General features: G+C 59.6%; 22 protein-coding genes. 11 read left to right on the forward strand and 11 right to left on the reverse strand.

Translation table 11 applies throughout. The annotated features are described in order from the left end of the window. Positions 1-5: 5 nt before the first annotated feature. Genes ABIE13_RS22655 through ABIE13_RS22690 form a run of 8 tightly spaced genes read left to right on the forward strand, consistent with a single transcriptional unit; the run spans position 6 to position 9,615 of the window. Entirely contained in the window at positions 6-4,385 is a 4,380-nt protein-coding gene (locus ABIE13_RS22655) for a pilus assembly protein (protein WP_354447686.1), read from the forward strand. A gap of 15 nt (positions 4,386-4,400) precedes the next feature. Next, positions 4,401-4,868 (forward strand): type IV pilin protein, encoded by a 468-nt coding sequence (locus ABIE13_RS22660; RefSeq protein WP_354447688.1) that lies wholly within the window; start codon positions 4,401-4,403, stop codon positions 4,866-4,868. Continuing rightward, positions 4,868-5,425, forward strand: a complete 558-nt coding sequence (locus ABIE13_RS22665) for a GspH/FimT family pseudopilin (protein WP_354447690.1) — start codon at positions 4,868-4,870, stop codon at positions 5,423-5,425. Before ABIE13_RS22660 ends, ABIE13_RS22665 begins: the two co-directional genes overlap by 1 nt. A 57-nt stretch (positions 5,426-5,482) precedes the next feature. Then, positions 5,483-6,565, forward strand: a complete 1,083-nt coding sequence (gene prfA / locus ABIE13_RS22670) for a peptide chain release factor 1 (RefSeq protein WP_354447692.1) — start codon at positions 5,483-5,485, stop codon at positions 6,563-6,565. A 16-nt stretch (positions 6,566-6,581) separates the two neighbouring features. Further along, the gene (locus ABIE13_RS22675) at positions 6,582-6,947 is read left to right on the forward strand and encodes a BON domain-containing protein (RefSeq protein ID WP_354447694.1); all 366 of its coding nucleotides are present in this window, start codon (positions 6,582-6,584) and stop codon (positions 6,945-6,947) included. Beyond that, a complete protein-coding gene (prmC, locus tag ABIE13_RS22680) occupies positions 6,944-7,840 on the forward strand; it encodes a peptide chain release factor N(5)-glutamine methyltransferase (RefSeq protein WP_354447696.1) in 897 nt (298 codons plus the stop codon). Before ABIE13_RS22675 ends, prmC begins: the two co-directional genes overlap by 4 nt. 30 nt (positions 7,841-7,870) lie before the next feature. After that, entirely contained in the window at positions 7,871-8,815 is a 945-nt protein-coding gene (locus tag ABIE13_RS22685; RefSeq protein WP_354447698.1) for an ATP-binding cassette domain-containing protein, read from the forward strand. 38 nt (positions 8,816-8,853) lie between these two features. After that, positions 8,854-9,615, forward strand: coding sequence for an ABC transporter permease (locus ABIE13_RS22690; protein WP_354447962.1), 762 nt, complete (start codon positions 8,854-8,856; stop codon positions 9,613-9,615). Between the two features lie 108 nt (positions 9,616-9,723). Here the strand turns inward: ABIE13_RS22690 and ABIE13_RS22695 are convergent, their stop codons facing one another. From ABIE13_RS22695 to ABIE13_RS22710, 4 genes are all read right to left on the reverse strand, one after another. After that, the gene (locus ABIE13_RS22695; protein WP_354447700.1) at positions 9,724-10,563 is read right to left on the reverse strand and encodes a fumarylacetoacetate hydrolase family protein; all 840 of its coding nucleotides are present in this window, start codon (positions 10,561-10,563) and stop codon (positions 9,724-9,726) included. A 266-nt stretch (positions 10,564-10,829) separates the two neighbouring features. Further along, complete coding sequence (locus ABIE13_RS22700) at positions 10,830-11,825, reverse strand: Bug family tripartite tricarboxylate transporter substrate binding protein (protein WP_354447702.1); 996 nt, start codon at positions 11,823-11,825, stop codon at positions 10,830-10,832. Between the two features lie 88 nt (positions 11,826-11,913). Further along, on the reverse strand, positions 11,914-12,813 hold the full coding sequence (locus ABIE13_RS22705; RefSeq protein ID WP_354447704.1) for an alpha/beta fold hydrolase: 900 nt from the start codon (positions 12,811-12,813) through the stop codon (positions 11,914-11,916). A gap of 57 nt (positions 12,814-12,870) precedes the next feature. Then, the gene (locus ABIE13_RS22710) at positions 12,871-13,407 is read right to left on the reverse strand and encodes a VOC family protein (RefSeq protein WP_354447706.1); all 537 of its coding nucleotides are present in this window, start codon (positions 13,405-13,407) and stop codon (positions 12,871-12,873) included. Positions 13,408-13,519: 112 nt separating this feature from the next. On the opposite strand from ABIE13_RS22710, the gene ABIE13_RS22715 reads away from it, so the two are divergent. Further along, positions 13,520-14,302, forward strand: a complete 783-nt coding sequence (locus ABIE13_RS22715) for an IclR family transcriptional regulator domain-containing protein (protein WP_354447708.1) — start codon at positions 13,520-13,522, stop codon at positions 14,300-14,302. A gap of 81 nt (positions 14,303-14,383) precedes the next feature. Here ABIE13_RS22715 and ABIE13_RS22720 read toward each other — a convergent pair whose 3' ends face one another. Both ABIE13_RS22720 and ABIE13_RS22725 read right to left on the reverse strand, forming a co-directional pair. Then, a complete protein-coding gene (locus ABIE13_RS22720; protein WP_354447710.1) occupies positions 14,384-14,761 on the reverse strand; it encodes a dihydroneopterin aldolase in 378 nt (125 codons plus the stop codon). Further along, positions 14,758-15,546 (reverse strand): SDR family oxidoreductase, encoded by a 789-nt coding sequence (locus ABIE13_RS22725; RefSeq protein WP_354447712.1) that lies wholly within the window; start codon positions 15,544-15,546, stop codon positions 14,758-14,760. The genes ABIE13_RS22720 and ABIE13_RS22725 overlap by 4 nt, the downstream gene beginning before the upstream one ends. Positions 15,547-15,565: 19 nt before the next feature. On the opposite strand from ABIE13_RS22725, the gene ABIE13_RS22730 reads away from it, so the two are divergent. After that, positions 15,566-16,669 carry a class I SAM-dependent methyltransferase gene (locus ABIE13_RS22730; RefSeq protein WP_436278459.1) on the forward strand — a complete coding sequence of 368 codons (1,104 nt, stop codon included), beginning with the start codon at positions 15,566-15,568 and terminating at the stop codon, positions 16,667-16,669. A gap of 15 nt (positions 16,670-16,684) precedes the next feature. Then, positions 16,685-16,879 (forward strand): DUF2905 domain-containing protein, encoded by a 195-nt coding sequence (locus tag ABIE13_RS22735; protein WP_028604972.1) that lies wholly within the window; start codon positions 16,685-16,687, stop codon positions 16,877-16,879. A gap of 96 nt (positions 16,880-16,975) precedes the next feature. Here the strand turns inward: ABIE13_RS22735 and ABIE13_RS22740 are convergent, their stop codons facing one another. The 5 genes from ABIE13_RS22740 to ABIE13_RS22760 all read right to left on the reverse strand — a co-directional run bounded on the left by ABIE13_RS22740 (position 16,976) and on the right by ABIE13_RS22760 (position 23,682). After that, positions 16,976-18,043, reverse strand: coding sequence for a hypothetical protein (locus tag ABIE13_RS22740; RefSeq protein WP_354447714.1), 1,068 nt, complete (start codon positions 18,041-18,043; stop codon positions 16,976-16,978). Between the two features lie 150 nt (positions 18,044-18,193). Further along, a complete protein-coding gene (locus ABIE13_RS22745; RefSeq protein ID WP_354447716.1) occupies positions 18,194-19,150 on the reverse strand; it encodes a transposase in 957 nt (318 codons plus the stop codon). A gap of 638 nt (positions 19,151-19,788) precedes the next feature. After that, positions 19,789-21,054, reverse strand: coding sequence for a CaiB/BaiF CoA transferase family protein (locus ABIE13_RS22750; RefSeq protein WP_354447717.1), 1,266 nt, complete (start codon positions 21,052-21,054; stop codon positions 19,789-19,791). Further along, positions 21,051-22,088, reverse strand: a complete 1,038-nt coding sequence (locus ABIE13_RS22755; protein WP_354447718.1) for a Bug family tripartite tricarboxylate transporter substrate binding protein — start codon at positions 22,086-22,088, stop codon at positions 21,051-21,053. The genes ABIE13_RS22750 and ABIE13_RS22755 overlap by 4 nt, the downstream gene beginning before the upstream one ends. Before the next feature lie 28 nt (positions 22,089-22,116). After that, entirely contained in the window at positions 22,117-23,682 is a 1,566-nt protein-coding gene (locus ABIE13_RS22760; RefSeq protein WP_354447720.1) for an acyl-CoA carboxylase subunit beta, read from the reverse strand. Positions 23,683-23,707: the final 25 nt, after the last annotated feature.

The raw sequence follows: 23,707 nt of genomic DNA on the forward strand, positions 1-23,707 counted from the left end.
ACTCCATGAAATCCGGTTCAACGCGACTTCGCTCCTTTTTGAGCCCACGCTGGCTCCGTGCGGGTGGGGCCTTGGCCGTGGTGGCCGCAGGACTGGCTCTGGGGGTCGCCGTCTCTCAACAGACGCCCCCAGTACTGCCCAAAGCGGTCGATCTGAACTCCAGTCCCAACACCGTCATCCAGGAGGTTCCGAATATTGCCTTGGCATTGTCGGTGGAGTTTCCTACGGTAGGCGCCGCCTACCGAAACTCCACCTACGACCCAGGCACGACTTACCTGGGCTATTGGGACTCCACGGGCTGCTATACCTACAAGGAAACTTCCGACACATCCTCTGCCAACCTCAATGGCGAATACTTTGTCCGAAGTGGCACCGTCACCGGGACAGGAAGCAATGCAACCTGTGGCGGCAGCGCCTACAGCGGCAATTTGCTCAATTACGTGGCGACCTCTGCCATTGACATTCTTCGCCTGGGCTTGACCGGGGGCCACCGGTCAATCGACACCTCTACGCGCACGGTGCTTGAAAGGGCTTATCTCTATAGTGGCTGGGCACTGAATGATGCGACCTATTTCCCGGCGCGGCAGATCCCCATAGCACTGGTGGGCAAGGTGATGCCCACGGATCCTACGCCGCGCAGCGGAGCAGCCTTCGTCTACGCTGGCAGTTGCAAGGACAAATTGTGGTTCGGACGCCAAACGGCCAATGGTGCGAACTGCGACAACCCTTCCACCTCAGTCACCAACAACGTCGCAGTCGATGTGGCCGTGCCAGACACGACCTGCCAGTGGCCAAATGGAACCGCAGGCTGGTACTGCACCAGCAACGCAGGCCACGACAACACCAACGGCGTGGGAACCTGTGGTGCTCAGATCACCTCAGGCGGTGGTTCTGGAAAACCACCGAAGAATACCAAGGTCTATCCCTGCACGACCAATCTGAAGCACATCCAACAACAGCAAGCGGTCACGACCACCACGTACTACGGCGACCTCAATCCCGAGCGGAACGCCAGCAATGTGCCTCTACCCATGTACACGCGCGTCAAGGTGTGCGAGGGTACAGAAACCTCTACTCGCACGGATTTGTGCCAGCGCTACCCTTCGGGCAATTACAAACCAGTTGGTCAGATCCAGTTGAAGTCGGATGGCGCCAAACTAGCCGTGTTTGGCTACCTCGCTGAAAACGGGAACGGCCGTAATGGCGGCGTTCTGCGCGCACCGATGGATTTTCTGGGCCCCACGAAGCTGAGCAACACCGGGACCGTCACAAACAACGCCAACAAGGAATGGGATCTGAGCACAGGGGTGTTCACCACCAACCCACGAAATGCCACAGGCTACACCTACAGCGGAGCCATCAACTACATCAACCGGTTTGGAACAACCGGAACTGCCGGTTACTATAAATCCAACGACCCGGTGGGTGAGCTGTATTACGAAGCACTGCGTTATTTCATGGGCCTAGGTCCTTCGGCAAATGCCGTCTCCACGCCCATGCAAGACGATGGCTACCCTGTCTATACCTCGTGGACCGACCCCATCTCCAGTTCTTGTCAACGCAAAAATTACGTCCTGACCATCGGTGACGTCAACACGCACTACGACAAGCGCCTGCCCGGGCACCGCACTTCCTCCACCACCAGTGTGAATGAATCGAGTACGGATACTTCGCGTGCACTGGAAACACTGACAGGCGGTGGCACCCTGGATACCCCCTACTGGGCCAAGGTCATCGCTGATTTTGAAACGAATACGGAAAGGGATGTCACCAATTCGCTTGGCGCCACCATCAAGACCATAGGCAATCCCAATCCCAATCCCAATAATGACAACCTCAATGGCAAGGGGACGGGATCATCGTCTTCTTCCGCCTATTACTGGTCGGGCGCAGCCTACTGGGCGAACACGCAGCCCATCCGAAACGACAACGACGCGCAAGGGAAAAGCAAGAGCAAGGTCCGCGTGAGAACTTTCACCATCGACGTGGACGAAGGCGGGAATGGATCCATCGAAGACACTAACCCGCGCGGCATCAAGCCCAGGCGCAGCAGCTTCTATCTCGCGGGTAAGTACGGCTGGTTTGAAAACACAGATGGTGCGGGACAAACACTCAAACCTGTGAACAACCCTTCAGGGGTGAGCGTGGCCCTGGACGGGCACCCGTTTCGCAACATGCTTACCGGAGCTGAGGACAATTCTCGTTGGGAATATTCAGCCATCCCCAACACGCCCAATGGGTACGTAATCGCCAGCCGGGCGCAGCAGTTGCTGGACGGAATCAAGAGATTCTTCGATATTCCCATCGACACCATAGGCACGCCTACGGTCACCGCCTTGAGTTCATTGCGGTTTAGCTCGACCTCTCCTGACGGAGACACCTTCTTGCCCCAGTTCAATGCCAAGACCTGGGCCGGCAATCTTCTCAAAGCCAGGGTCAGCTTCGATACGACCACTGCGCAGGTTCAGGTAGTCTCCACCACCTGGGACGCAGGAAAAATTCTGACGGACGCCTCAGTGGCAGCGACAGTGCCTGCAGACAGTCCCATGGTATTGCCCGCCAATCGCAAAATTTTCACTTTCTCGCGCGATGCGGGCAAGGTGGGCGGTCAAGCCTTTACTGTGACGAACAAGGGCAATCTGGATACGGCCGTCATGACCGCCTTGCAAACCAAGCCGACCACCGCGCCGGGGGCACTTTCTGCGTCGGACATGGCCGACGCGCACATCAATTGGCTCCGCGGCGTGCGCACCAATGAGGTTTCAAGCACGTCCGGCACAGGTTATCTGCGCTTGCGTTACTCCGTGCTCGGCGACATCATCAATTCCGGCACCATCTACAAAAAAGAGGCTGACCCGCAAGTCACGGGCGTGGGTTACGGTGCTTTTGCCAACACCCATAAGACTCGAACAGCGGTGGTCTATGTGGGAGCCAACGATGGCATGCTGCACGCCTTTTCTGCCGACACCGGAAAAGAGCTGTTTGCCTACATTCCGCGCGCAGTGGCGCCCTATATCAATACATTGGCCGATCCCTACTATGTGCACCGGCCATTCGTCGATGCCGTCCCCGCCGTCGGTGAAGCGCAGGTGTCCGATAGCGACGGAAATGCAAACTGGAAAACTCTGCTGGTCTCAGGCATGGGCGGTGGCGCCCAGGGTGTGTTCGCATTGGATGTCACCAACCCCGACAGCTTCGATGCCAGCAAGGTGATGTTCGAGTTCACCGACAGCGATGACCCTGACATGGGCAATGTGGTGACCCCTCCAAAGCTGGTAAAAGTCAGGATGGCAGGTACTGGAGCCCCCGTATACAAATGGTTCGTGGCGGTCAGTAGCGGCTACAACAACTATCAGGCTGACGGCCATGCCAGCGCCGACGGCGCACAAGCCCTGTTTCTGCTTAGCGTGGACAAATCAGCCAGCGATGCCTGGACGCTGGGAACCAACTACTTCAAGATGAAGGTCGCCGTGCCTGCAGCCGACAACACCAAAACCGCGGCCTTGGCAAACCCTGGTTTTGCCAAGGGCTTGGAAGGTGATGCCATCATTTTCTATGCAGGTGACACCCAGGGTAATCTTTGGAAGTTTGACCTTCAGCTCGGCCTGAGTGCTGACAATGCCGAGGCGGCGCTGCAGAAGGCGGGCGGTCAACCCATACCCATGGCGATCTTGCAGGATTCTGACGGCAGGCGCCGCCCTGTGACTACGGCGCCTATGGTGGCTCCGGGTCTGTCCTATGGCTTTATGGTGATCGCAGGAACGGGCAAGTACATTGAACGAACCGACTCTACAGACACCACCGTTCAGGCGATCTATGGCGTCTGGGACAACCTCTCCACGACTGCGACGGACTACCAGATCGGCACTTCCAAGCTCTTCCAGCGAAGCTTGAACACAAGCACCGGGCTGCTGGACGGAGCAGCAACCTTCAACTATGGTGTCGGTACCGGTACAGGTGCCAACCGGACCTACCGCGGTTGGTACTTCGAACTTCCTGCGGCTGGAGAGCGCGTTTCCGTAGACGGAGACAACCGGTTTGGGTATTCGGCCATCAACTCGATGATTCCGCCGCCCGACTGCAACGTGATTGGAACCAGTCGCTCCATCACGGCGGACAATATCTACGGCTCGTCCGTAGGGGCAGCGGTGGAAATCACCTCTGGTTTCCTGGGGCAGCCGCACATTGTCTTGCTGGACGATTCGGCAGGCGTTTACTCGTACACTGCGCGCTCGGCGGTAGGCCGCCGCGACCTTGTCATCAAGTCTGCCCCCATCAGCTCTACCAGCGAAGCCAAGCCCAGAGTGGTTCAAGGCAGCACGGTGGCCGTCAAGGTCCCGGCAGGCCGGGTGGGCTGGCGAGAAATCAAGGATTTCGAGGATTAAAGCGCAGTGATCTTCATGAAAAACACCCCCCTTAAACAGCACGGCTTTACGCTGATCGAGGTCATGATCGTCGTGGCCGTGATCGGGGTACTGGCCGCCATTGCCTACCCTTCTTACATAGATCAAATTGCCAAGGGCAAGCGAACCGAATGCCGTGCTGGCGCCATGCAGGCCATGCAGCAACAGGAGCGCTACTTTTCGCAGATGAATAGGTATATTGAGGTGGCTAGCGATGCGACCAACCCTGCCGTTAAAGTATTTTCAGGTGACAACCTGAATGCCAGTGCGTGCACGATTTCTTCAGACCTTTGCGAGGACGACGCGGCAGGAAACGCACGCACGGCGGCACAATGTATTGAAGTGCGTGCCACCATTCGCGGCACTGACCCCAAGAAGATCAGCTACCTCTATCTAACCAGCGAAGGGCAGCGAGGCTGTAAGGTAGGCAGTGCCCGCACCACAACCGAGAAGGCTTGCTGGTAATGACGCTGCCTTCGTCATCGCGGCAACCCCGTGGGTTCACGGTGATCGAGCTTCTCGTGGTGGTGGCCCTGGTCGCCGTTCTGGCCGTGTTGGCGACACCCAGCCTTCGTTCGTTTGCAGCCAATCAAGCGCTGTCTTCCACAGTGTCTGATTTACTCTCCGCCACCATGACTGCCCGCGCCACAGCCATCAGCCGCAACCGGCAGACCATCGTCGAGCCCATGGACACCACAGTGGGTTGGGCTTCAGGCTGGCGCGTGTACGTGGATACCGATGGCAGCGGAGATTTCGACGCCACCAAGGACGAGCAGGTTTCAGAGAGCAGCGCGCTCCCCCAAGGCATCGTGCTGTCTTCAGACACGAGCAATTGCACACCACGTGATTACTTTGCCTATCGCGCAGACGGATTTCTCAAACAGGATTCGTCTGCTGGGATTGGCAATGGCGGTATTCGATTCCAGTCGGAGGTGACCGCCCGTGAACGCTGCGTCGTCATCAACAAGATCGGCCGCGCACGGATTTGCGGCGCCGGCATGGATGCCTGCTCAACGATCTGACGCCGAACACGGCGTGGTGGTGAGATAGCCTTGTAAACCAGCGACAATGTCGCCTCCATGCAAGTTTTCGTCCGCCAACAACTCAGCCGCTACGCCGAACGCCTCTCGGAACTCGACTTCCTGCTTTCCCGGCAGGACATCATGTCGGACATGCCGGCATTTCTCAAGCTCTCGCGTGAGCATACCGATGTATCGGCACTGGCCAGCCGCTGGCAGCGCTACCAGCAAAGAGAAGCTGATCTGGCCTCGGCCCGCGAAATGCTGGCTGATCCTGACATGGCAGAAATGGCGCAGGAAGAAATCGCCACTTGCGAAGCTGAAATGCTGGAACTGGACGCGGAACTGCAGCGCATGCTGCTGCCCAAGGACCCGCAAGATGCCCGCAATGCCTTCATAGAAGTCCGTGCCGGTACCGGCGGAGACGAATCAGCTCTGTTCGCCGGTGATCTGGCGCGCATGTATACCCGCTATGCAGAACGCCAAGGCTGGCGCTGCGAGATCATGAGCGAGTCGCCTAGCGAAATTGGCGGCTACAAGGAAATCGTGATCAAGATCGAGGGCGATGGCGCTTATGGTCAGCTGCGCTTTGAGTCTGGCGGGCACCGGGTGCAACGGGTGCCCGTCACCGAGACCCAGGGCCGCATTCACACCAGCGCGGCCACGGTGGCAGTGATGCCGGAACCCGACGAAGCCGAAGCGATCACGCTCAACCCTGCCGATTTGCGCATAGACACCTTCCGTGCGTCCGGCGCCGGCGGCCAGCACATCAACAAAACCGATTCTGCCGTGCGCGTGGTGCATTTGCCGACCGGCATCGTGGCGGAATGCCAGGACGGGCGCAGCCAGCACGCCAACAAGGCCAAGGCTTTGCAAGTGCTGCAAGCCCGGATCCAGGAGAAAGAACGCAGCGAGCGTGCCGCCAAGGAAGCCGCGACGCGCAAGGGACTGATTGGCTCAGGCGATCGCAGCGACCGCATACGCACCTACAATTTCCCGCAGGGACGGCTCACCGACCACCGGATCAACCTCACGCTGTACAAGCTTTCCTACATCATGGAAGGCGACCTGACCGAAGTGATCGGCGCACTGCGCGCTGAGCGGGAAGCCGAACAAATGGCAGAGCTGGAAGTCAACACCTGAACGAAGGGGCATTTCTATGCAACAACCCAAAGTACCGTTGGCCATTTTGTGCTGCACCGCGCTGGCGCTGGCCGGATGCAGCGGCGGCACGCCGTGGGGCGCCACGCCGCAGAACATACCTTTGCCGCGCCTTGAAAACATCCCCGCCACGCTGGATGCGGGCTCCACCGCAGGCTCTCAGCGGCTGGCCGATCGCGTTCGCGCCACTCTGACGGCCGAGCCTCGCCTGGCGGGCTCCAACCTGCGCGTGGAAGGCCTGGAAGGCGGCGTCGTAGTGCTGAGCGGCTCTGTGCCTTCCGCAGCCGACCGAGACCTTGCCCGGCAGACGGTGCAGAAAGTCCCTGGTGTGCGGGACGTCGTGGACCGCATGGCCAACCCTTGACCACACAGCCACTCGCACAGAAACTGGCTCAGGCACTGGCGCATGCGCAGGACCTCGGCGTCGCGCGCGAGGACGCACGGATATTGATGCTGCATTCCCTGGGGCGTCCGCTCCATGAGCGCGCGTGGCTGGTAGCCCACGACACGGACACCTTGCCCCCGGAGACTCTGGCCCAATTCAAAGCCTTGCTGGTCCGCAGGATCAATGGCGAACCAGTGGCCTACCTCACAGGCCGCAAACCCTTCTACGGTCTCGAGCTGGCCATAGACTCGCGCGTGCTGGACCCCCGCGATGACACCGAAACCTTGATAGATTGGGCGCTCTCTCTTTGCGCCCATCCTGCTGGCCCGGCACCCTTGCGGCTGCTCGATCTGGGTACGGGCAGTGGAGCGATCGCGTTGGCGCTTCGCAGCCAGCTTCCAGAAGCGGAGATCACTGCCATAGACCAAAGTGAAGACGCGCTTGCCGTGGCCTCGGAAAATGCCCATCGCTTGCGCCTGCCGGTTCGATTTCTGGCCGGTAGTTGGTTCGCCCCAGTGGCGGGCGAACGGTTCAATCTGATTCTGAGCAACCCGCCCTACATCTCAGAGAACGACCCGCATCTACAAGCCTTGCAGCACGAACCCAGAGAAGCCCTGGTCAGTGGATCAGACGGACTGGACGATATCCGGCACTTGGTGGCCCACGCGGCATCGCACCTGGTCCCTGGTGGCTGGCTTCTGATGGAACATGGCTGGGATCAGGCTGTCGCAGTGCGCGCCTTGCTGATGGACGCCGGTTTCGAACACGTGCAGTCACGCAAAGACCTTGCAGGCACCGAGCGCTGCACTGGTGGGTGCATGAGTAGTGCCGGAAACGCTCCCGCTGAATTCAGCTCTGCCACGCCACGCTGACCGCCCGCATTCAAGGCAAAATAGGCTCCCATGAATGTCCCTCCGCTTCTGGATGCCCGAGGTCTCGTCAAGCGCTACGGCGAAAACCGCGTAGTCGATGGCGTTGATCTTTCCATCGCGCCCGGCGAGTGCCTGGGTGTGATCGGGCCCAACGGCGCGGGCAAGACGACCACCATTCGCATGTGCCTGGGTCTGACGGGAGTGGATGAAGGCCAACTCCATTACTTCACCCAGGCTGATGGCTCCTCCTGGGCCATGCCCCAGGACGCGCTTGCCATCAAGGCCAGGCTGGGCGTGGTGAGTCAGTTCGACTCCCTTGACCCTGATTTCACATGTGCTGAGAACCTGTTTGTCTTTGGCCGCTATTTTGGCCTGGGGCGCGCGGCGCTGGCTGAGCGCGTACCGCAACTGCTTGATTTCGCGGCTCTGAGGCACAAAGCGAATGCCAAGCCGGGTGAGCTCTCTGGCGGCATGAAGCGGCGCCTGTCTTTGGCGCGGGCGCTCATCAACAACCCAGACCTGCTTTTGCTGGATGAGCCCACCACGGGGTTGGACCCGCAGGCGCGCCATTTGATGTGGGAGCGGCTGCAGATGCTGCTGCAAAGTGGCAAATCCATTCTGCTGACCACGCATTTCATGGATGAGGCCGAACGGCTGTGCCACCGCCTGCTGGTGCTGGACCATGGCCGCAAGATTGCCGAAGGCCGGCCAAGAGAGCTCATTGCGGAACACCTTGAGCCCGAGGTCGTCGAGGTTTACGGCCAAGGCGCCCTGGAGCTTGCCGGATCGCCCCTGGCGCAGCACGCTGCGCGCATGGAGCGAAGCGGCGAGACACTTTTTTTCTACACCCATCATGCGCGGCCCCTGATTCAGGCGCTTGAGGCCTATCCCCAGTTACGCACGCTGCACAGGCCCGCGAATCTGGAAGATCTGTTTCTCAAGTTGACTGGCCGCCAGATCCGGGAGGACGGTTGAGCAACGAAACTTCCCCCTGGGCCCCGCCGCGCCTGAGCATGCGCTGGTGGCCGATTTTTCTGCGCAACCTCCTGGTATGGCGCAAGCTGGCCGTGCCCAGCCTGCTGGCCAACATTGCCGAACCGCTGATCTGGCTGGTCGCCTTCGGCTACGGCCTGGGCGCCCTGGTGGGCCAGGTGGAGATTCAAGGGCGCCAGGTGCCCTACATCCTGTTTCTGGCCAGCGGCTCCATCTGCATGAGCGCCATGAACGCGGCCAGTTTTGAGGCGCTGTATTCGGCCTTTTCTCGAATGCACGTTCAAAAAACATGGGACGGCATCCTGAATGCCCCCGTGAGGCTGGACGACATTGTGCTGGCCGAGATGCTGTGGGCCGGTTTCAAGGCGCTGTTTTCCGTCACGGCCATTTTGTGCGTGATGTTCGCGCTCTCCATCAGCCACAGCCCCAAGCTGTTGATTGCGTGGCCCGTATTGCTCGGCGTCGGCATCACCTTCAGCTGCATTGCCTTGATTTTCAATGCACTGGCCAAAGGCTACGACTTCTTCACCTATTACTTCACGCTGGGACTGTCGCCGATGATGTTCCTGTCCGGGGTGTTCTTTCCGCGTGAACAGTTGCCTGGATTCATACGGGCTATTGCAGACTGGTTGCCGCTTTCGGCAGCCATTGATCTGGTGCGTCCGCTGTTTCTGGACCAATGGCCTGAGAACCCCTGGCGCCATGCCGCTGTCCTGATCGTCTACACCGTCTCGGCGTTCTGGATTGCACTGGCACTGACCCGCAAACGCTTCAAAGGCTAGCCTGCGCTTCAGAAGGATCGTCTTCTGTCGCGCAAACCTCCAGGGACACACTGCCGCTGACTGCGTCAGATTTGCTGGAAACGCCTTGTTAACCAGGGCGCGTTCACACTAAACAACCCGCTGGCGCTGGTTCCCGAGGGGGCCACCGTCTAGTGTCATCACGTCGCCGCGCTTGAGGAATACAGGTGCCGGTTTGGCACCCAAGCCGACGCCTTCTGGTGTGCCGGTGATTACCAGGTCGCCGGGCAGCAAGGTCATGAAATGGCTTAGATAAGACACGATTTCGGCCACAGGAAAAATCATGTCGGCGGTGTTGCTTTGCTGTTTGGTTTGGCCATTGACTGCGAGCTTGAGCGCGATGTTTTGCGGATCCGGCAATTCGTCACTGGTCACCAACCAGGGGCCGATGGGACCAAACCCATCAAAGCTCTTGCCCTTGCTCCATTGCCCATTGCGCTTCATCTGCCAATCGCGTTCGGAGATGTCATTGGCAAGGCAGTAGCCAGCCACGTGCGAGAGCGCTTGTGCGACGGGGACTTTCCGCGCCCAGGTACCCATCACGAAACCAAGTTCGATTTCCCAGTCGCTGGCTTGTGAGCCTTCGGGGAGTTCGACGTCATCGTTCGGGCCTGCGATACAACTGACGGCCTTTGTGAAAACAACAGGCTCTTTGGGAATTTCCATACCGGATTCTTCGGCATGCTTGCGGTAGTTCAAGCCAATGGCCACGAACTGCCGAATGCCGGTGAGAGGCGCACCCAGGCGCGTACCTTCTGGCACCAGCGGCATGCGCGATAAATCGATGGCCGCCAAGGCCTGCAGCTTGGCGGGCGCCATCCAGTCGGGGGTGAATTCAGGGACCAAAAGCGACAGGTCGCGGATTTGTCCGTCGGCATCAAGTGCGCCGGGTTTTTCCTGGCCTGCGGTTCCGTGGCGTAACAGCTTCACTGGTTGTTCCTGGAGTTGATTGGCGAATGTCGGAGAGGAAAACGTCTTGGCTTGTAAGTCTAGTGGCGTGGATGGCTGATGGCTGAACCGAGCGTTTGAATCACAAACCTCCGTTCGGGCTGAGGTTCTATGGTTCTCAAGCGGAAGGTGGCGTTTGAACCAAAAAACACCGTTCGGGCTGAGCCTGTCGAAGCCTGCCCTGAAACTGTCGAAGTGACCTTGCGCAAGGCTTCGACAGGCTCAGCCCGAACGGGAGGGGGAGGCCATCAATCCTCGCGCTCGATATTGCGCAACTTCACCACACGCGTCCAGCGGTCTATCTCCCGTTGAACGCGAGAGCGCATTTCTTCGGGTGAAGAAGGTGCGGGGACACCCCCCAGTTGCGCAAACCGCTCGGCCGTTGCCGGCTCGGCGAGAACTGCCCGCAACTCCGTATTGAGACGGTCAATGATGGCCCGTGGCGTGCCGGGCGAGACTACGAGTCCCAGCCACGAAGTGGGGTCAACGCCGGGAAGGGTTTCAGAAATCGTCGGCACATTGGGAAAGTCTTTGAGGCGCTGCGAGGAAGACACCGCAAGCGGCCGCACCTGGCCATTCTTGAAGTTGACATTCAAGAAGGTCATGGTCTCGACGAACACATCAAGCCGCCCGCCCAGCAACTCTGTGTACGCTGGCGCTGCCCCCTTGAAGGGCACATGAATCATCTCCGTGCCTGATTCAATCTTGATCCACTCGCCAAGCAGGTGATGAAGGCTGCCGATGCCAGCGGACGACATGCTGAGTTTGCCCGGCTCTGCCTTGGCACGTGCCAGTAAATCCGCAAATGACTTGATGGGAGAGTCTGGCCTCACGCCAATGGCCATCGGGTATTCGATGATCGTCGACACCATGCCGAAGTCGTTCACCGGGTGGTAGGGCAGCTTTTTCTTCATTGCCGCAGATGTAGGATGCCCGCCGGTGAGCAACACCATGGTGTAGCCATCCGGCGGAGCTTTGGAGACGGCATCTTGCGCAATGATGCCGGTGGCTCCCAGGCGTTGCTCCACCATAATGGGCTGTCCAAGCCGCTCGCCAAGCTTTTGGGCTACGAACCGGCTGATGAGATCAGCGCTGCCGCCAGGCGTGAACCCGACGAGGAACTTGATGGGTTTTGACGGATAGTCCTGGGCCGCTGCAGGCACGCCCGACAGGAGACCGCAAAGTCCCGTGCAGACCGCCAGGGCGGTGAAAGCCAGGTGCCGACGGCGCGCGCGAATGTTCATGATTTGTCTCCTGTGGGTATATGTGCCTTCTGAGAGGCATCTGACGTGGTCGACATCGCCCTTTCGGGCAGGCTCGGGGTGGAGCGAATCAGCGCACTGTGCGTTGCAGAAAATCCAGCCCCGCGCGGTTGAACTCCTGCGGAGACTCAAACTGGGACCAGTGAGAAGAGCGGTGAACTTCCACATATTCCACTTGCGGAATCAGCTCTGAAATGCGTTGGGCGGTTTCAAGAAAAATGTCCTTGTGGTCCACCGCGCCTATGACCAGCGTGGGCGCTTGAAGGCCGCGCCACTCGCTCTCTGCAATCATGTTGCGGGCACGAACCTCGGGCTCCTGCAGGCACAGAATGTGTTCCATGGCACGGCGCATGCCGGGTTGGCTGTAGACCGCTTGCCTCACACCCACAAAGTCGTCTATACGGTTGTGCTCCTCAAGAATGAGGCCCTTGAACACGGCACTGACATTCGCCCAGCTGGGGTCATCCACCGCCTTGAAACGCGCACCCTTGATGTCTGCCGACGTTTGCGCGTCGGTGAGCAGCCCCGCCGCAGAAACCAGCACCAGGCTCTGCGTTTTCTCCGGATGCGTCAAGGCAAATCGAACCGCGACCCACGCACCGAGAGACACGCCGATGATGGACGCCTTATCAATACCTACCGCCTGCATGAAGTTTCGCACGTGTTCGACATACACCGGGATCTCGTAATCGATGTCTGGCTTGCTGCTGAAACCTGCGCCCACGGTGTCGAGGGCGTAGCAGTTGTAGCGTTTGGAGAAAGCCGCCAGGTTCGCACAAAAGCACTCCCAGCTACCGCCGGTGCCGTGCACCATCAGCAGCGGCGGGCCATCCGCGGGTCCCGCTTGCACGTAGCGCGTACTGATGCCACCCGCGTCGACCCATCCCTGACGGAAAGAGGTTTCTCGCAGTTCGGACCAGACGCTGCGAAACGCTGGAGGCAAGGTGGCGGTGGGCGCGTCGGTTTTCATTTCAGTGCTCATGTCTCGTGGGGGTTGTGGTGTACAAAGAAGTTCCTGACGACCGTCTCAAGCGGCCAGGCGCGCACTCAGCGTGCTTTGCCATGTCTCACGCGGCTGAAAGCTTGCATCGCGCCTGACCATGGCTTCTGTACTGGCACGGATTTCATCAGCGGGTGCGTCGAGGTCCAGCGGCTGCAGGTGCGGCTGGTTCACGTACCAAGGCGATGCTGCATAGATCTCTACCTTGTTGCCTTCGGGATCCAGGAAGTAGATGCTCCATGCGTTGCCGTGGTTGGAAGGACGCACATCACGCAATCCCATCGCTGCCACGGCGCGGTGGTAGTACTGCAGATCCTCCAGCGTCCCCACGCGAAAGGACATCTGGCTGACAGGGGAATATTCATCATCAGGACGACCGCTGATCATCACCAGCTGGTGATGTTCTTCTGGATTGCGGCTCATGAACGTGATGCGCGCACCGCGCAGCTCACCGCTGTCTGTCACCACCATGCCAAGCAAGTCGGCGTAAAACGCCACCATCGTGTCGAGGTCACGGACATAGAGCCCCAGGTGGGTCAGCTGCGCATCAGGAGGGCGGGTCATGGGTTCTTCCTTCAGTGGCGTCATTCGAAGCGATGGCCGAAGGATATGGATTGCTATGATCCGAAGTCAAACGATTTCACCTGAATGTCCAGCCCTTGAACATTGCATTTTCATGAGCGAGTCGTCTTACCACTCTGTGCGCGGGCTTGAGCGCGGCCTGGCTGTGCTGCGCGCCGTGAACGCACTGGGGCATGCCACTTCGGTAGAAGTGGCGAGCCATACAGGCCTGCCTCGGCCCACCGTGCATCGGCTGCTGGAAACGCTGCGCACAGAAGGTTTTCTTCGCCGCAGCGGTCTACGCGACCCCTACCGCTTGACACTGAAGGTCAAGAGCCTCTCCGGTGGATACAAGGACGAGGACTGGATCACCGAGATTGCCGATGTCGTACTCGCTGAACTTTTCGATGAGGTGGTGTGGCCGACCGATATCGCCACGTTTGAAAATGAAGGCATGGTGATCCGATCCACCACACATACCCGAAGCCCACTGTCCATAGAACGCTCATGGGTCGGCCGGCAGCTACCCATGCTGAGCACAGCAGTCGGCTGGACCTACCTGGCTTTCACGCCCGCGAAGGAACGCCATGCCATTTTGGAGCGCATCGGCGCCATGGCGGGTCCGGATCAGGACAAGGTGCGCGATCCGGAGGCGGTGCGCAAAACGCTGGCCACGACAAGGCGGCGTGGTTACGGTACCCGGCAACGCGAATTCATGCCCAAGACTTCAAGCATCGCCGTACCGATCATGAACGGCACCCACGTATTGGGCTGCATCAACATCATCTGGATAGATTCTGCGATGACTTTCGATGTCGCCACCCGCCGTTATCTGCCCCTGCTGCGTCAGGCCGCAACCCGCATCGAAGTAGCCTACGCCGAACGCGTGGCGGTATGAACAAGGCCGGCCTCAAGGCGGCGTGAGCGGAATGAGCCGTATGAGTGCGTTGAGAAACGGATCACGCCAGGACGTGGGTTCTTACCACTCTCCCGATTCCATCCGGATCGCCACTTCGCAATCGTCAAAAATCTCCAGCTTGGCGATCTTCACGCGCACCCCCAGCACGCCGGGTAGCTGCAGCAGGCGCTGAGTCAACTTGCCGATCAGCGTCTCAAGCAGATTCACATGGTCAGCGGTGCATTCATCAATGATGATCTGGCGCACTTTGCGGTAATCCAGCACATGGTTGATGTCATCGTCGTGCGGCTTGAGCGCCTGGACACCGAGGTTCAGCTCTGCGTCCACCTGGATGGGCTGGGTGTCCGTCCGCTCATGCGCCAGGATGCCTAAAGTGGCGTCAAAGCGCAGGCCGGTAAGTGTCAGGGTCTGCTGACCTGTGGAGAGTGAAGATGTCATGGTTTCATCAAGGAAAAATCGCGCTCGAACTTCATCAGGTGTTGGCCACCATCAACCAGCAACGTCGTGCCTGTGATGGAGCGGTTCTCCAACGCAAACACCACAGTACGCGCTACATCTTCTGGCGTGGATGAGCGGCCAAGGGGGCTGAGTGTATGCAATGCGGCAAACTCATCTTGCTCCAGCAGGTGGCTGGTGAGGGTGAGGCCTGGCGCCACACCCACCACCCGCACCAAGGGACTGAGAGACTGTGCCAGCAGGGTGGTGGCCGCGTGCAAGGCCGCTTTGCTGAGCGTATAACTGAGAAAATCCGGGTTTGGATTGAAAAGTTTCTGATCCAGCAGGTTCACCACCGCTCCACTGGCTGCATCGGCGGCACGCTCGGTTAAGTGAGCGTGCAAGGCTTGAGCCAGCAAGATAGGTGCGGCGGTATTGGTGCGCCAATGGCGCTCCATGGCCGCGGAGGTGAAGCTGGCGGCATCATCAAATTCGAACAGGCTGGCGCTGTTGACCACCGCGTCGATTCGGCCCATTTCAGAGACCACGCGGGGCAACAGGGCACGCACCGCTGGCTCATCCGCAAGATCCGCCTCAAAAAGGCCAGCGACGCCTGACAACTGTTTGCAAGCGGTGGCGGTCTCCACAGCATCCTGGCTGGAAGTGCGGTAATGGACTGCGACATGCCAGCCGGCACGCGCCAAAGCCAGGGCAATCTCGCGGCCAAGCCGCCTGGCGGCTCCCGTCACCAACACGGTTCTCGGCGCGTCGGAAGAAGGTGTAGGCATTTGGAGAGACAATCAAGGTGTGCAAAGCGAAGCAATCAGTTTAGCCTCCCCCTTGCAAACCCGGGTGGAAAAGGTCATCGCTGCCTCTGGTGGCTGGATAGGGTTCGACCATTTCATGCAGCTGGCACTTTATGAGCCCGGCCTGGGCTACTACGCCAACACCACGCCAAAATTCGGCGCCATGCCCTCCAGCGGAAGTGATTTCATCACCGCCCCGGAGCTTTCACCCCTGTTTGGCAAGACGCTGGCGATACAGGTGGAGCAAGCGCTTGATGCCACTCGCAGTGACGATATCTGGGAGTTCGGCGCGGGCTCCGGCGCGCTCGCGGCTCAGCTGCTGGGGTCGCTCAGCGCACGGGTCAAGCGCTATCACATCGTCGACGTCTCCGGAACCCTTCGACGCCGGCAGCAGACGGCTCTGGCCCAGTGGGCAGAGCAAGTGCAATGGCACGACAGCCTGCCTGCGGCCATCAACGGCGTCGTGGTCGGCAATGAGGTGCTTGATGCCATGCCGGTGCAGTTGCTGGCACGAATAGACGGGGTATGGCACGAGCGCGGCGTCGCTGTGCATGGCCACGCGTTGGCTTGGGCTGATCGCCCTACGGACCTACGCCCTCCGCTTGACATCGAAGGCGAGCACGACGTGGTGACGGAAATCCACCCCCAGGCACGCGCTTTCATAGCCACGCTGGCAGCCTGCATGCGTGCCGGGAACGGCGGCGCCGCATTCTTCCTGGATTACGGCTTTCCTGAGGCGGAGTATTTCCACCCGCAACGCACAGGCGGCACTATGGTGTGCCACCGGGCGCATCAGGTAGATGACAATCCGCTGATAGATCTGGGCCTCAAGGACATCACCGCCCACGTTGACTTCACCGGCATTGCCATGGCGGCCCAGGACGCGGGACTTTCCGTGCTGGGCTATACGTCCCAGGGCAGATTTCTACTTAACTGCGGTATTGGCGAACTCATGCAGGCGTCCAGCCTGCCAGAACGCGCCACCGCCATGAAACTGGTGGCTGAACATGAAATGGGCGAGTTGTTCAAAGTCATCGGTTTTTCCACCAGTGAAAACTGGACCGCGCGCGGGTTCGCCGAGGGCGACCGCACTCACCGACTCTGATCCAAGGCCAGTTCCATGATCCGTTGGATTATCGTCATCTTCGTCGCGCTGATGTTCATCAGCTGGTTTACTCCGCTGCTGCAGAAACTTGGATTCGGACGCTTGCCCGGGGACTTTCGCTTTCGCCTCTTCGGGCGAGAGTGGTTCATACCGCTCACCACCACGTTATTGCTCAGCGGGGTGGCGAGCTTGATCGCACGCGTGCTGTGATCACGAAAGCCTGCTTGCACTGCTGAGGCAAGTCAGCGACTGACCGGTCCGAGGCCCGAAGTCTCTTAGACAACCCCGGAGCAGGCCTAGCAATGCTCAATCACCTAGCAGGGTCAAATGCTTCGTCAATGCCGCATTGGGTTGCAGGCAAACATCATTCACCGGAGACGTGGCAGGCATGCATTGAGCCAAATGGGTGGAGATGGCGCGGTTCGCACGCTTGAAACTCTCGTGCGCTTGCGGCGAGCGATCACCCCGGTCGGCCAGCTCTTCAGCGGTCAAGGTCTCCAGCAAGGTCGCACTCGTGAGGCTGGTGTTGACCGGAAAACTGACTTGGTATTGCAGAACGAGTCTTTTGCGCGGGACATCGATCGTGACCAGCACAATGCGCGCAGGCGCCAGTGCAGCTAACCCATTGGCGTACTCCAGTGCGGCATATACCTGCGGCTCGCGCGGTAGCCGCACTTGAAGAGGCTTGCGCTGACCGGGCACTTGCACCGACAAGCGGTCGCCGGCCTGTACAAAGCCAGACCGTGTGCGATGGCCGCGCTGAACCGCGTGCGGTCCCACACATCCTGCAAAAACAAAGGGCGTGGTTTCACGCTTGACCCACAACTCGCCCACTTCGCTGCGCTGGTCCATCACCACGGTGGCACGCGGTGCGCCGCCGGTTTGGATCACGCCAGTCAGGCTGCCGCCGTGCACCAGCAGCCCCGTGTAGGGGTACCACATGGTGGCCTGGTTATAGGCCGCACCGCGTTCAGAGCATTGCAAGGCTCCTTCACCCTCCACGTCGTTGTTGAACACCCCCTCGGCGCGCACGTCTGGTGCATCGTCCTCGTCGTACTCCACACGCTCCAGTGCATTGCCGCGTAGGGCGTAGGTGAGCTTGGTCACCATGGTGTGGTAATGGCCAAATTTATCTTTACCCTCCAGGGTCACGTACGGCTCCAGACCATCGAACTTTGTGGTGTTTCCAGCTACAGCTTTTTTATCTTCGCCGGAGCTCGTGCTGCTCTGCGAGGCACCTTGGCTGGACGCGGGCACATCGCTAGCCGCACTGCCTGGACCACCGGGAACGCCACTCGCACATCCCGCCAACAGCGCACCCAGCAGCACTAACGTACTCATACTGCGGCCGAGCCCAATCCATTCCTGTGTCATCACCTGCTCCCCAGAATACTTTGAAGGTGATTGTATTTTTTAACTGCAGTGAATGCTCCTGGGGAGCACGGCGTGAATGCAACCTACTGACGTTTTCGGACTTGTTGTCAGTCGAACTACACCGTTCACGCTGAGGTTCTATGGTTTTCGTCAAGCTTTTGCGGCAGCTATGGAGGCGTTGAAGTTGCTTTTTTGCTTGAACAGTGAGAAGGCCACACGCAGGAGCTTTCGGGCGAGCACGATCAACGCGGCGGTCGTGCTCAACCCTTTATCTCGTTGAGCATGATAGAACCTACTCCAGGTCTTGGTCCGTGCAGCAGACATTGCAGCTGCGTACAGAAGGCGCCGGATCTCCGACCATCCTCTCTTGGACAGGCGCCTTTGGCCGGTTTTATTGCCTGAGTCGTTCGGGCGCGGGTCCAGTCCGGTGAAGGCGACAACCGCATCAGCACTGAGCTTGTGCATGCGCGCGAAGATCATCACCAACAGCGATCCACAGACCGGGCCCAGGCCGGGCACCGATGTGATGTATCCGAACGCCTGGCGGCTTATTGGGTCAGCTTCTATGGTGGCAAGCAGTTGCGCGTCGATGCGCTCAATAGCTTTGTGCAGCGCCTTGAGCACCGGTGCGTCCAGACACGAGAGCACCTTGTTATGGCTACCGGCCTGCGCCAGTGCGCTGCGTTGGCGCACCAAGGTTGCGCGATGACCAATGAGCTCGCGCAGCTCGGCCTGGCTGGCCGTAGGCGGCTGCCATTGGTGCATTTGGTCGTGTTCGCGAGACACATAGCGCGCTAACATCAGCGCATCAGTCCGGTCGGTCTTGCCGCGCTGGCCCAGCGACTGCGCGTAGCGACGAGCGTCCAGGGGGTTAAGAACATAAACATGCTGGCCTGCAGCATGAGCGGCCTGTGCCAGGGCCATGTGATAGCGCCCAATCGACTCTAGCCCCAGCACGCTGGCGCGAGCAATTGTGCGCAGCAATTGGGCGATGCCTTCGCGTGTGTTGGCGTATCGGCGCACGTTGGTTTGCCCATGCACGGCGACATCCAAGTGGGCGCTTGCGACATCTACGCCAACAAATTGAGTAGCTTGTTGGATATTCATCGTACAAAATACGAGTGCCGGGGTGGACCCTGCTGTCGGCGTGAGCTTGCAAGAATTGGAGATCGAGCCTGCATCATGCAGGTGACGTCGCCAGGTTCCTAATCGTCGCTCGGCGCAGGGATGGGGTGGTAACTCAGTAAGTCGGTCCGTTGGATCTAAAGCAACGGCCGATGCCTGTCGATGTCCCTCCATCCCGGCTCCTCGCCCTTTCTTCATGGTTTGTTGATGGAGCCTCAACCATACAAGCCTGTCGAAGCGTTGCGCAAGGCTTCGACAGGCTCAGCCCGAACGGTGTTTGGTGTTTGCCTGAATTATGGAACCTCAGCCCGAACGGTGTTTGGTGTTTGCCTGAACTATGGAACCTTAGCCCGAACGGTGTTTGGAGCATGACGTAGAGCATGAAATTCAATGCACGCCTTTAGACACTTGAATTTCATGGGCCTAGAAATCACCAATGTCCGTTCGCGCTGAGCCTGTCGAAGCGTTGCACAAGGCCACTTCGACAAGCTCAGGGCAGGCTTCGACAGGCTCAGACCGAACGGAGTGGAGTTTGGCTGAGCCATAGAACCACAGCCTGACGGGTGGTTCTCCTGATTTAGGAAAGTCTCAACAGGTCGTCAACGGACAAGGGATAGGTTCTAGGCCCCCGCTGGTTTTTCGAACACCACCTGCCGCTCGAACAGATCTGCAATCTCACTGGTAGACAGGCCCAGCTCGTCACTCAGAACTGCACGCGTGTCCTGGCCCAGGTCAGGGCCGCTGTGCACGATGCGTCCGGGCGTGTCCGACAGCTTGGGGACTATCCCGGGATGCACCAGTTCGCCCAACTGCGGGTGCGGCACGCGTGGCAGCATATCGCGAGCAGCGAAGTGAGGGTCCGCAAAGATGTCCGGCATGGTGTAGACCCGCGAGACCGGCACCTCGGCTTCTAGCAGCATGCGTTCAATCTCTATGCCATCAAACTGCATGGTCCACGCAGACACGATGTGATTGCAATAGGGAATGTTGGATCCGCGCAGACGGATCGAGGCCATGAGGGGGTCGTTGATCAACTCGGGTTGCCCCATCACGTCAATCAAGCGCTTGAAGGTGGCGTCACTGTTGGCAGCGATCAGCACATAGCCGCCGTCCTTGGTGGGGTACAGACTATTGGGCGCCATGTTCGGCAGATTGGGGCCGACCCGGTTGGGTACGAACCCTGTCGTCTCATAGGCGGGCACATAAGCTTCCATTTGCGAAAACGCTGCTTCATAGAGCGCCGCATCGACAACCTGGCCGCGTCCTGTACGCCCGCGCGCCAGCAGCGCAGTGACGGCACCAAAGGCGGCGTAGACCGAGGTCAGGTAATCGGTGGTGGCCAATGCCACTCTTGCAGGAGGACGATCCGGGTCTCCGGTGAGGTGGCGCACGCCAGCCACCGCCTCGCAAATCGCGCCGTATCCTGGTCGCCCGCTGTAGGGGCCGGTCTGGCCGTAGCCTGAAATTCGCACCATGACCAAGCCTGGATTTTCCTTGGACAGCTCTTCGTAGCCGAGACCCAGCCGCTCCATGACCCCCGGGCGGTAGTTCTCTACCAATAGATCGCTTTTGATGGCCAAGGCCCGCACGAGCTTCACGCCATCAGGTTTTTTAAGATCGATGGTGATCGCCCGCTTGTTGCGCAAAATGGTGGCGGCGTACAGCGATACATCGCCTTTGTGCCGCCCCATGCTGCGAAGCGGGTCACCTGCGGGCGGCTCGACCTTGATGACATCCGCACCAAAGTCGGCCAGCAACTTCGCGCAGGCTGGGCCTGCTACGGTGGAGCACAGTTCGATGGCGCGGTAGCCGGAAAGCGGTCCCCAAGCCGCCGGCCCTGCGGCAGATGTTTCGGCTTGCGCTGCGTTCGAATCACTTTGCGTCATGCCTTCACCTGCAACAGCCCCAATTCACTCACGATGCCACGCATGGATTGGTACTCCCTTTCATAGTAAGCCTGTGCTTCGGCGTGCGGCATGAAGTTCGAGCGGCTCTGATTGCGCTCGACCAGCAACTTCCATTCCTTGTGCTCTACCAGCTCCTTGCACCGGCCTTCCCAGTAAGCGAGCTGGTCGGCCGAGATTCCTTTGGGCGCGATGATGCCCAGTGCGGAGCTGAAATCGGAATCGACGCCACTCTCGCGCCAAGTCGGCACATCCTTGAACGCGCCACCAAGCCGCTGCGGAGAGCTGATGGCCAACAGCCGAATCTTGCCGCTCTGCATCATGGTGATGACGTTAGGCGTGGTGGACGCCACCAATTCAAGATGGCCACCCACCAGAGCCACAATCGACTCGGATGAGGATTTGAAGGGCGCCACCACCAACTTCTTGATGTCGACTCCGCCGGCCTTCAAGGCTTTGGCCGTGCCCACGTGGATGTGGTTGCCAATACTGGTGGCTACGCCCATCCGTTGGCTACCAGGGTCGCGCCGCATGGCTGTCAGCAAGTCGCGCACATTCTTGATGGGGGAATCAGCGCGCACCGCCAGCGTCAGATACTCATCTTGCAGCACGGCGATGGTGGTGAACTCGCGGTGCGGCAAGACATCCAGGTTGCCCGTCAGGTAGCTGGCAATGTAGCCATGCGTGTTGAGGGAAAGGAAGTTGCCATCACCAGGCCGCTGCTTGAGAAAATCGAATGCGATCTTGCCGTTGGCCCCTGGCTTATTGGTAACCAGGAATGTCTTTCCGGGCGGGGCATCGCCTGTCTCATCATAGAACTGCTTCATGGCTCGGCCCACCTGATCGAGAGCACCCCCAGCACCCGCTGGCACCACGAACTCCACATTCTGATCAGGCTTCCATGCCGCCGCCGCTATGCCAGGCAGCAGCCCAGCCAATGCCACGCCTGCCATGCCCCCTACCGCACGGCGCCGACTCACACCGGGCCTTGGTACTTGCGATTCGCCGTTGCTCATGGTTGTCTCCTGATTATTTTGACGAAAATCACGGTCTGACGCCGGTCCGTGCCTTGGGCCCGGTCTGAGTACGCAAACGATGCTGCGCGGCCTCAATGAACTGACACAAATAAGGCCTGGTCTCGCGCGGGTCGATCAAATCCTCCACCGCGAAAGCCTCTGCCGTACGGAACGGCGAGGACAGTGCTCGGAGCTCTGCCTCAATCTCTGCTTCCCGGGCCTGGGGGTCTGGCGCTTCCTCGATCTCCTTGCGGTAGGCGGCCTTGACGCCGCCCTCGATAGGCAGCGAACCCCAGCTCGCAGATGGCCATGCAATCTTGAAATTCAGGCCGCTTCGATCCATCACACTGCCGCCCGCCACTCCGAAGCACTTGCGGACAATGACCGTGTAGATGGGCACCGTAGCCTGTGCCAATGCATAACGCTGCTGAATACCAAAGCGCATGATGGCTTCGGATTCAGATTCGACACCGACCAGCAAGCCAGGCACATCGACGAAGAACACCAGCGGAATATTGAACGAATCGCAAAGTTCAATGAAGTGCGACTGCTTGCGCGCTGCCTTCACATCGACGATGCCGCCCACCATGGGGTTGTTGGCGATCACGCCCACCACGTGCCCGTTCATCCGCGCCAATGAGGTAATGACTGCACGCCCGAAGGTGGGCTGAATTTCGAACATGGAGCCCTCATCGACCACCATGCCCACCAGTTTCTTCATGTTGTAGGCCCGCCTGTCCGAGCGCGGCACGATGTCGACCAGCGCATCCTCGCAGCGGTCCACCCGATCGGCCGACACGATGGACGGCGGCAACTCCCAGGCGTTTTGCGGCATGTAGGAAAGAAAGCGACGAATCTGCTGCAGGCAGTCCTCTTCGTTCGCAGCCACGTTGTCGATGGTGCCAGCGGTATCCGCGGCGATCTTGGCACCGCCCAGGTCGTTCTTGTGCAAGCGCGTACCGAATGCTCTCTCCACCACGGGAGGCCCGGCAGCAAAGATCTGGCTGGTATCACGCACCATCACGGTCCAGTGGGCCAGCACCGCACGGCCCGCCGGCCCGCCGGCCACGGTCCCCATGACGGCACTGACCACCGGCACGATGCCCATCAGAGAGGCTGAACGCTCAAAACCATCCCAGCCATAGCCAGGAATGACCGAATAGCCCTTGCGCTTGACGGTATTGACCGTGCCACCGGTTCCATCGATCAGGTTGATCAAAGGGATGCGGTACTCAAAGGCCAGATCTTCGACGAACCCCCCTTGCCCCCCCTTGCGCCGGTCGCTGCCGAAGCCCGTGCCGGCACGGATGGTGTAGTCCTCACCGCCCACCGCGACGGCTCGACCATCAATCGAGCCCAGCCCCATGACGTAGGGTGCAGGCTCAAAGCCTGTGAGTTTGCCATCGGTGTAGACGGCCTTGCCTGCCAGCTTGCCCACCTCCCGAAACGATCGCTCATCCAGCAAACCGGAGATGCGTTCGCGCACCGTCAGCTTGCCAGCGGCGTGATGCTTTTCAACCGCGGCCACCCCACCGCAGGCTTCCGCCAGCTCCCTGCGGCGATGGATCTCTTGCGCTTCTTCTCTCCAACTCATGCTGACATCTCCTTCATTGGATTCA

This window comes from Ottowia thiooxydans (genome assembly GCF_040548795.1).
Taxonomy (GTDB): Bacteria; Pseudomonadota; Gammaproteobacteria; order Burkholderiales; family Burkholderiaceae_C; genus Ottowia; species Ottowia thiooxydans_A.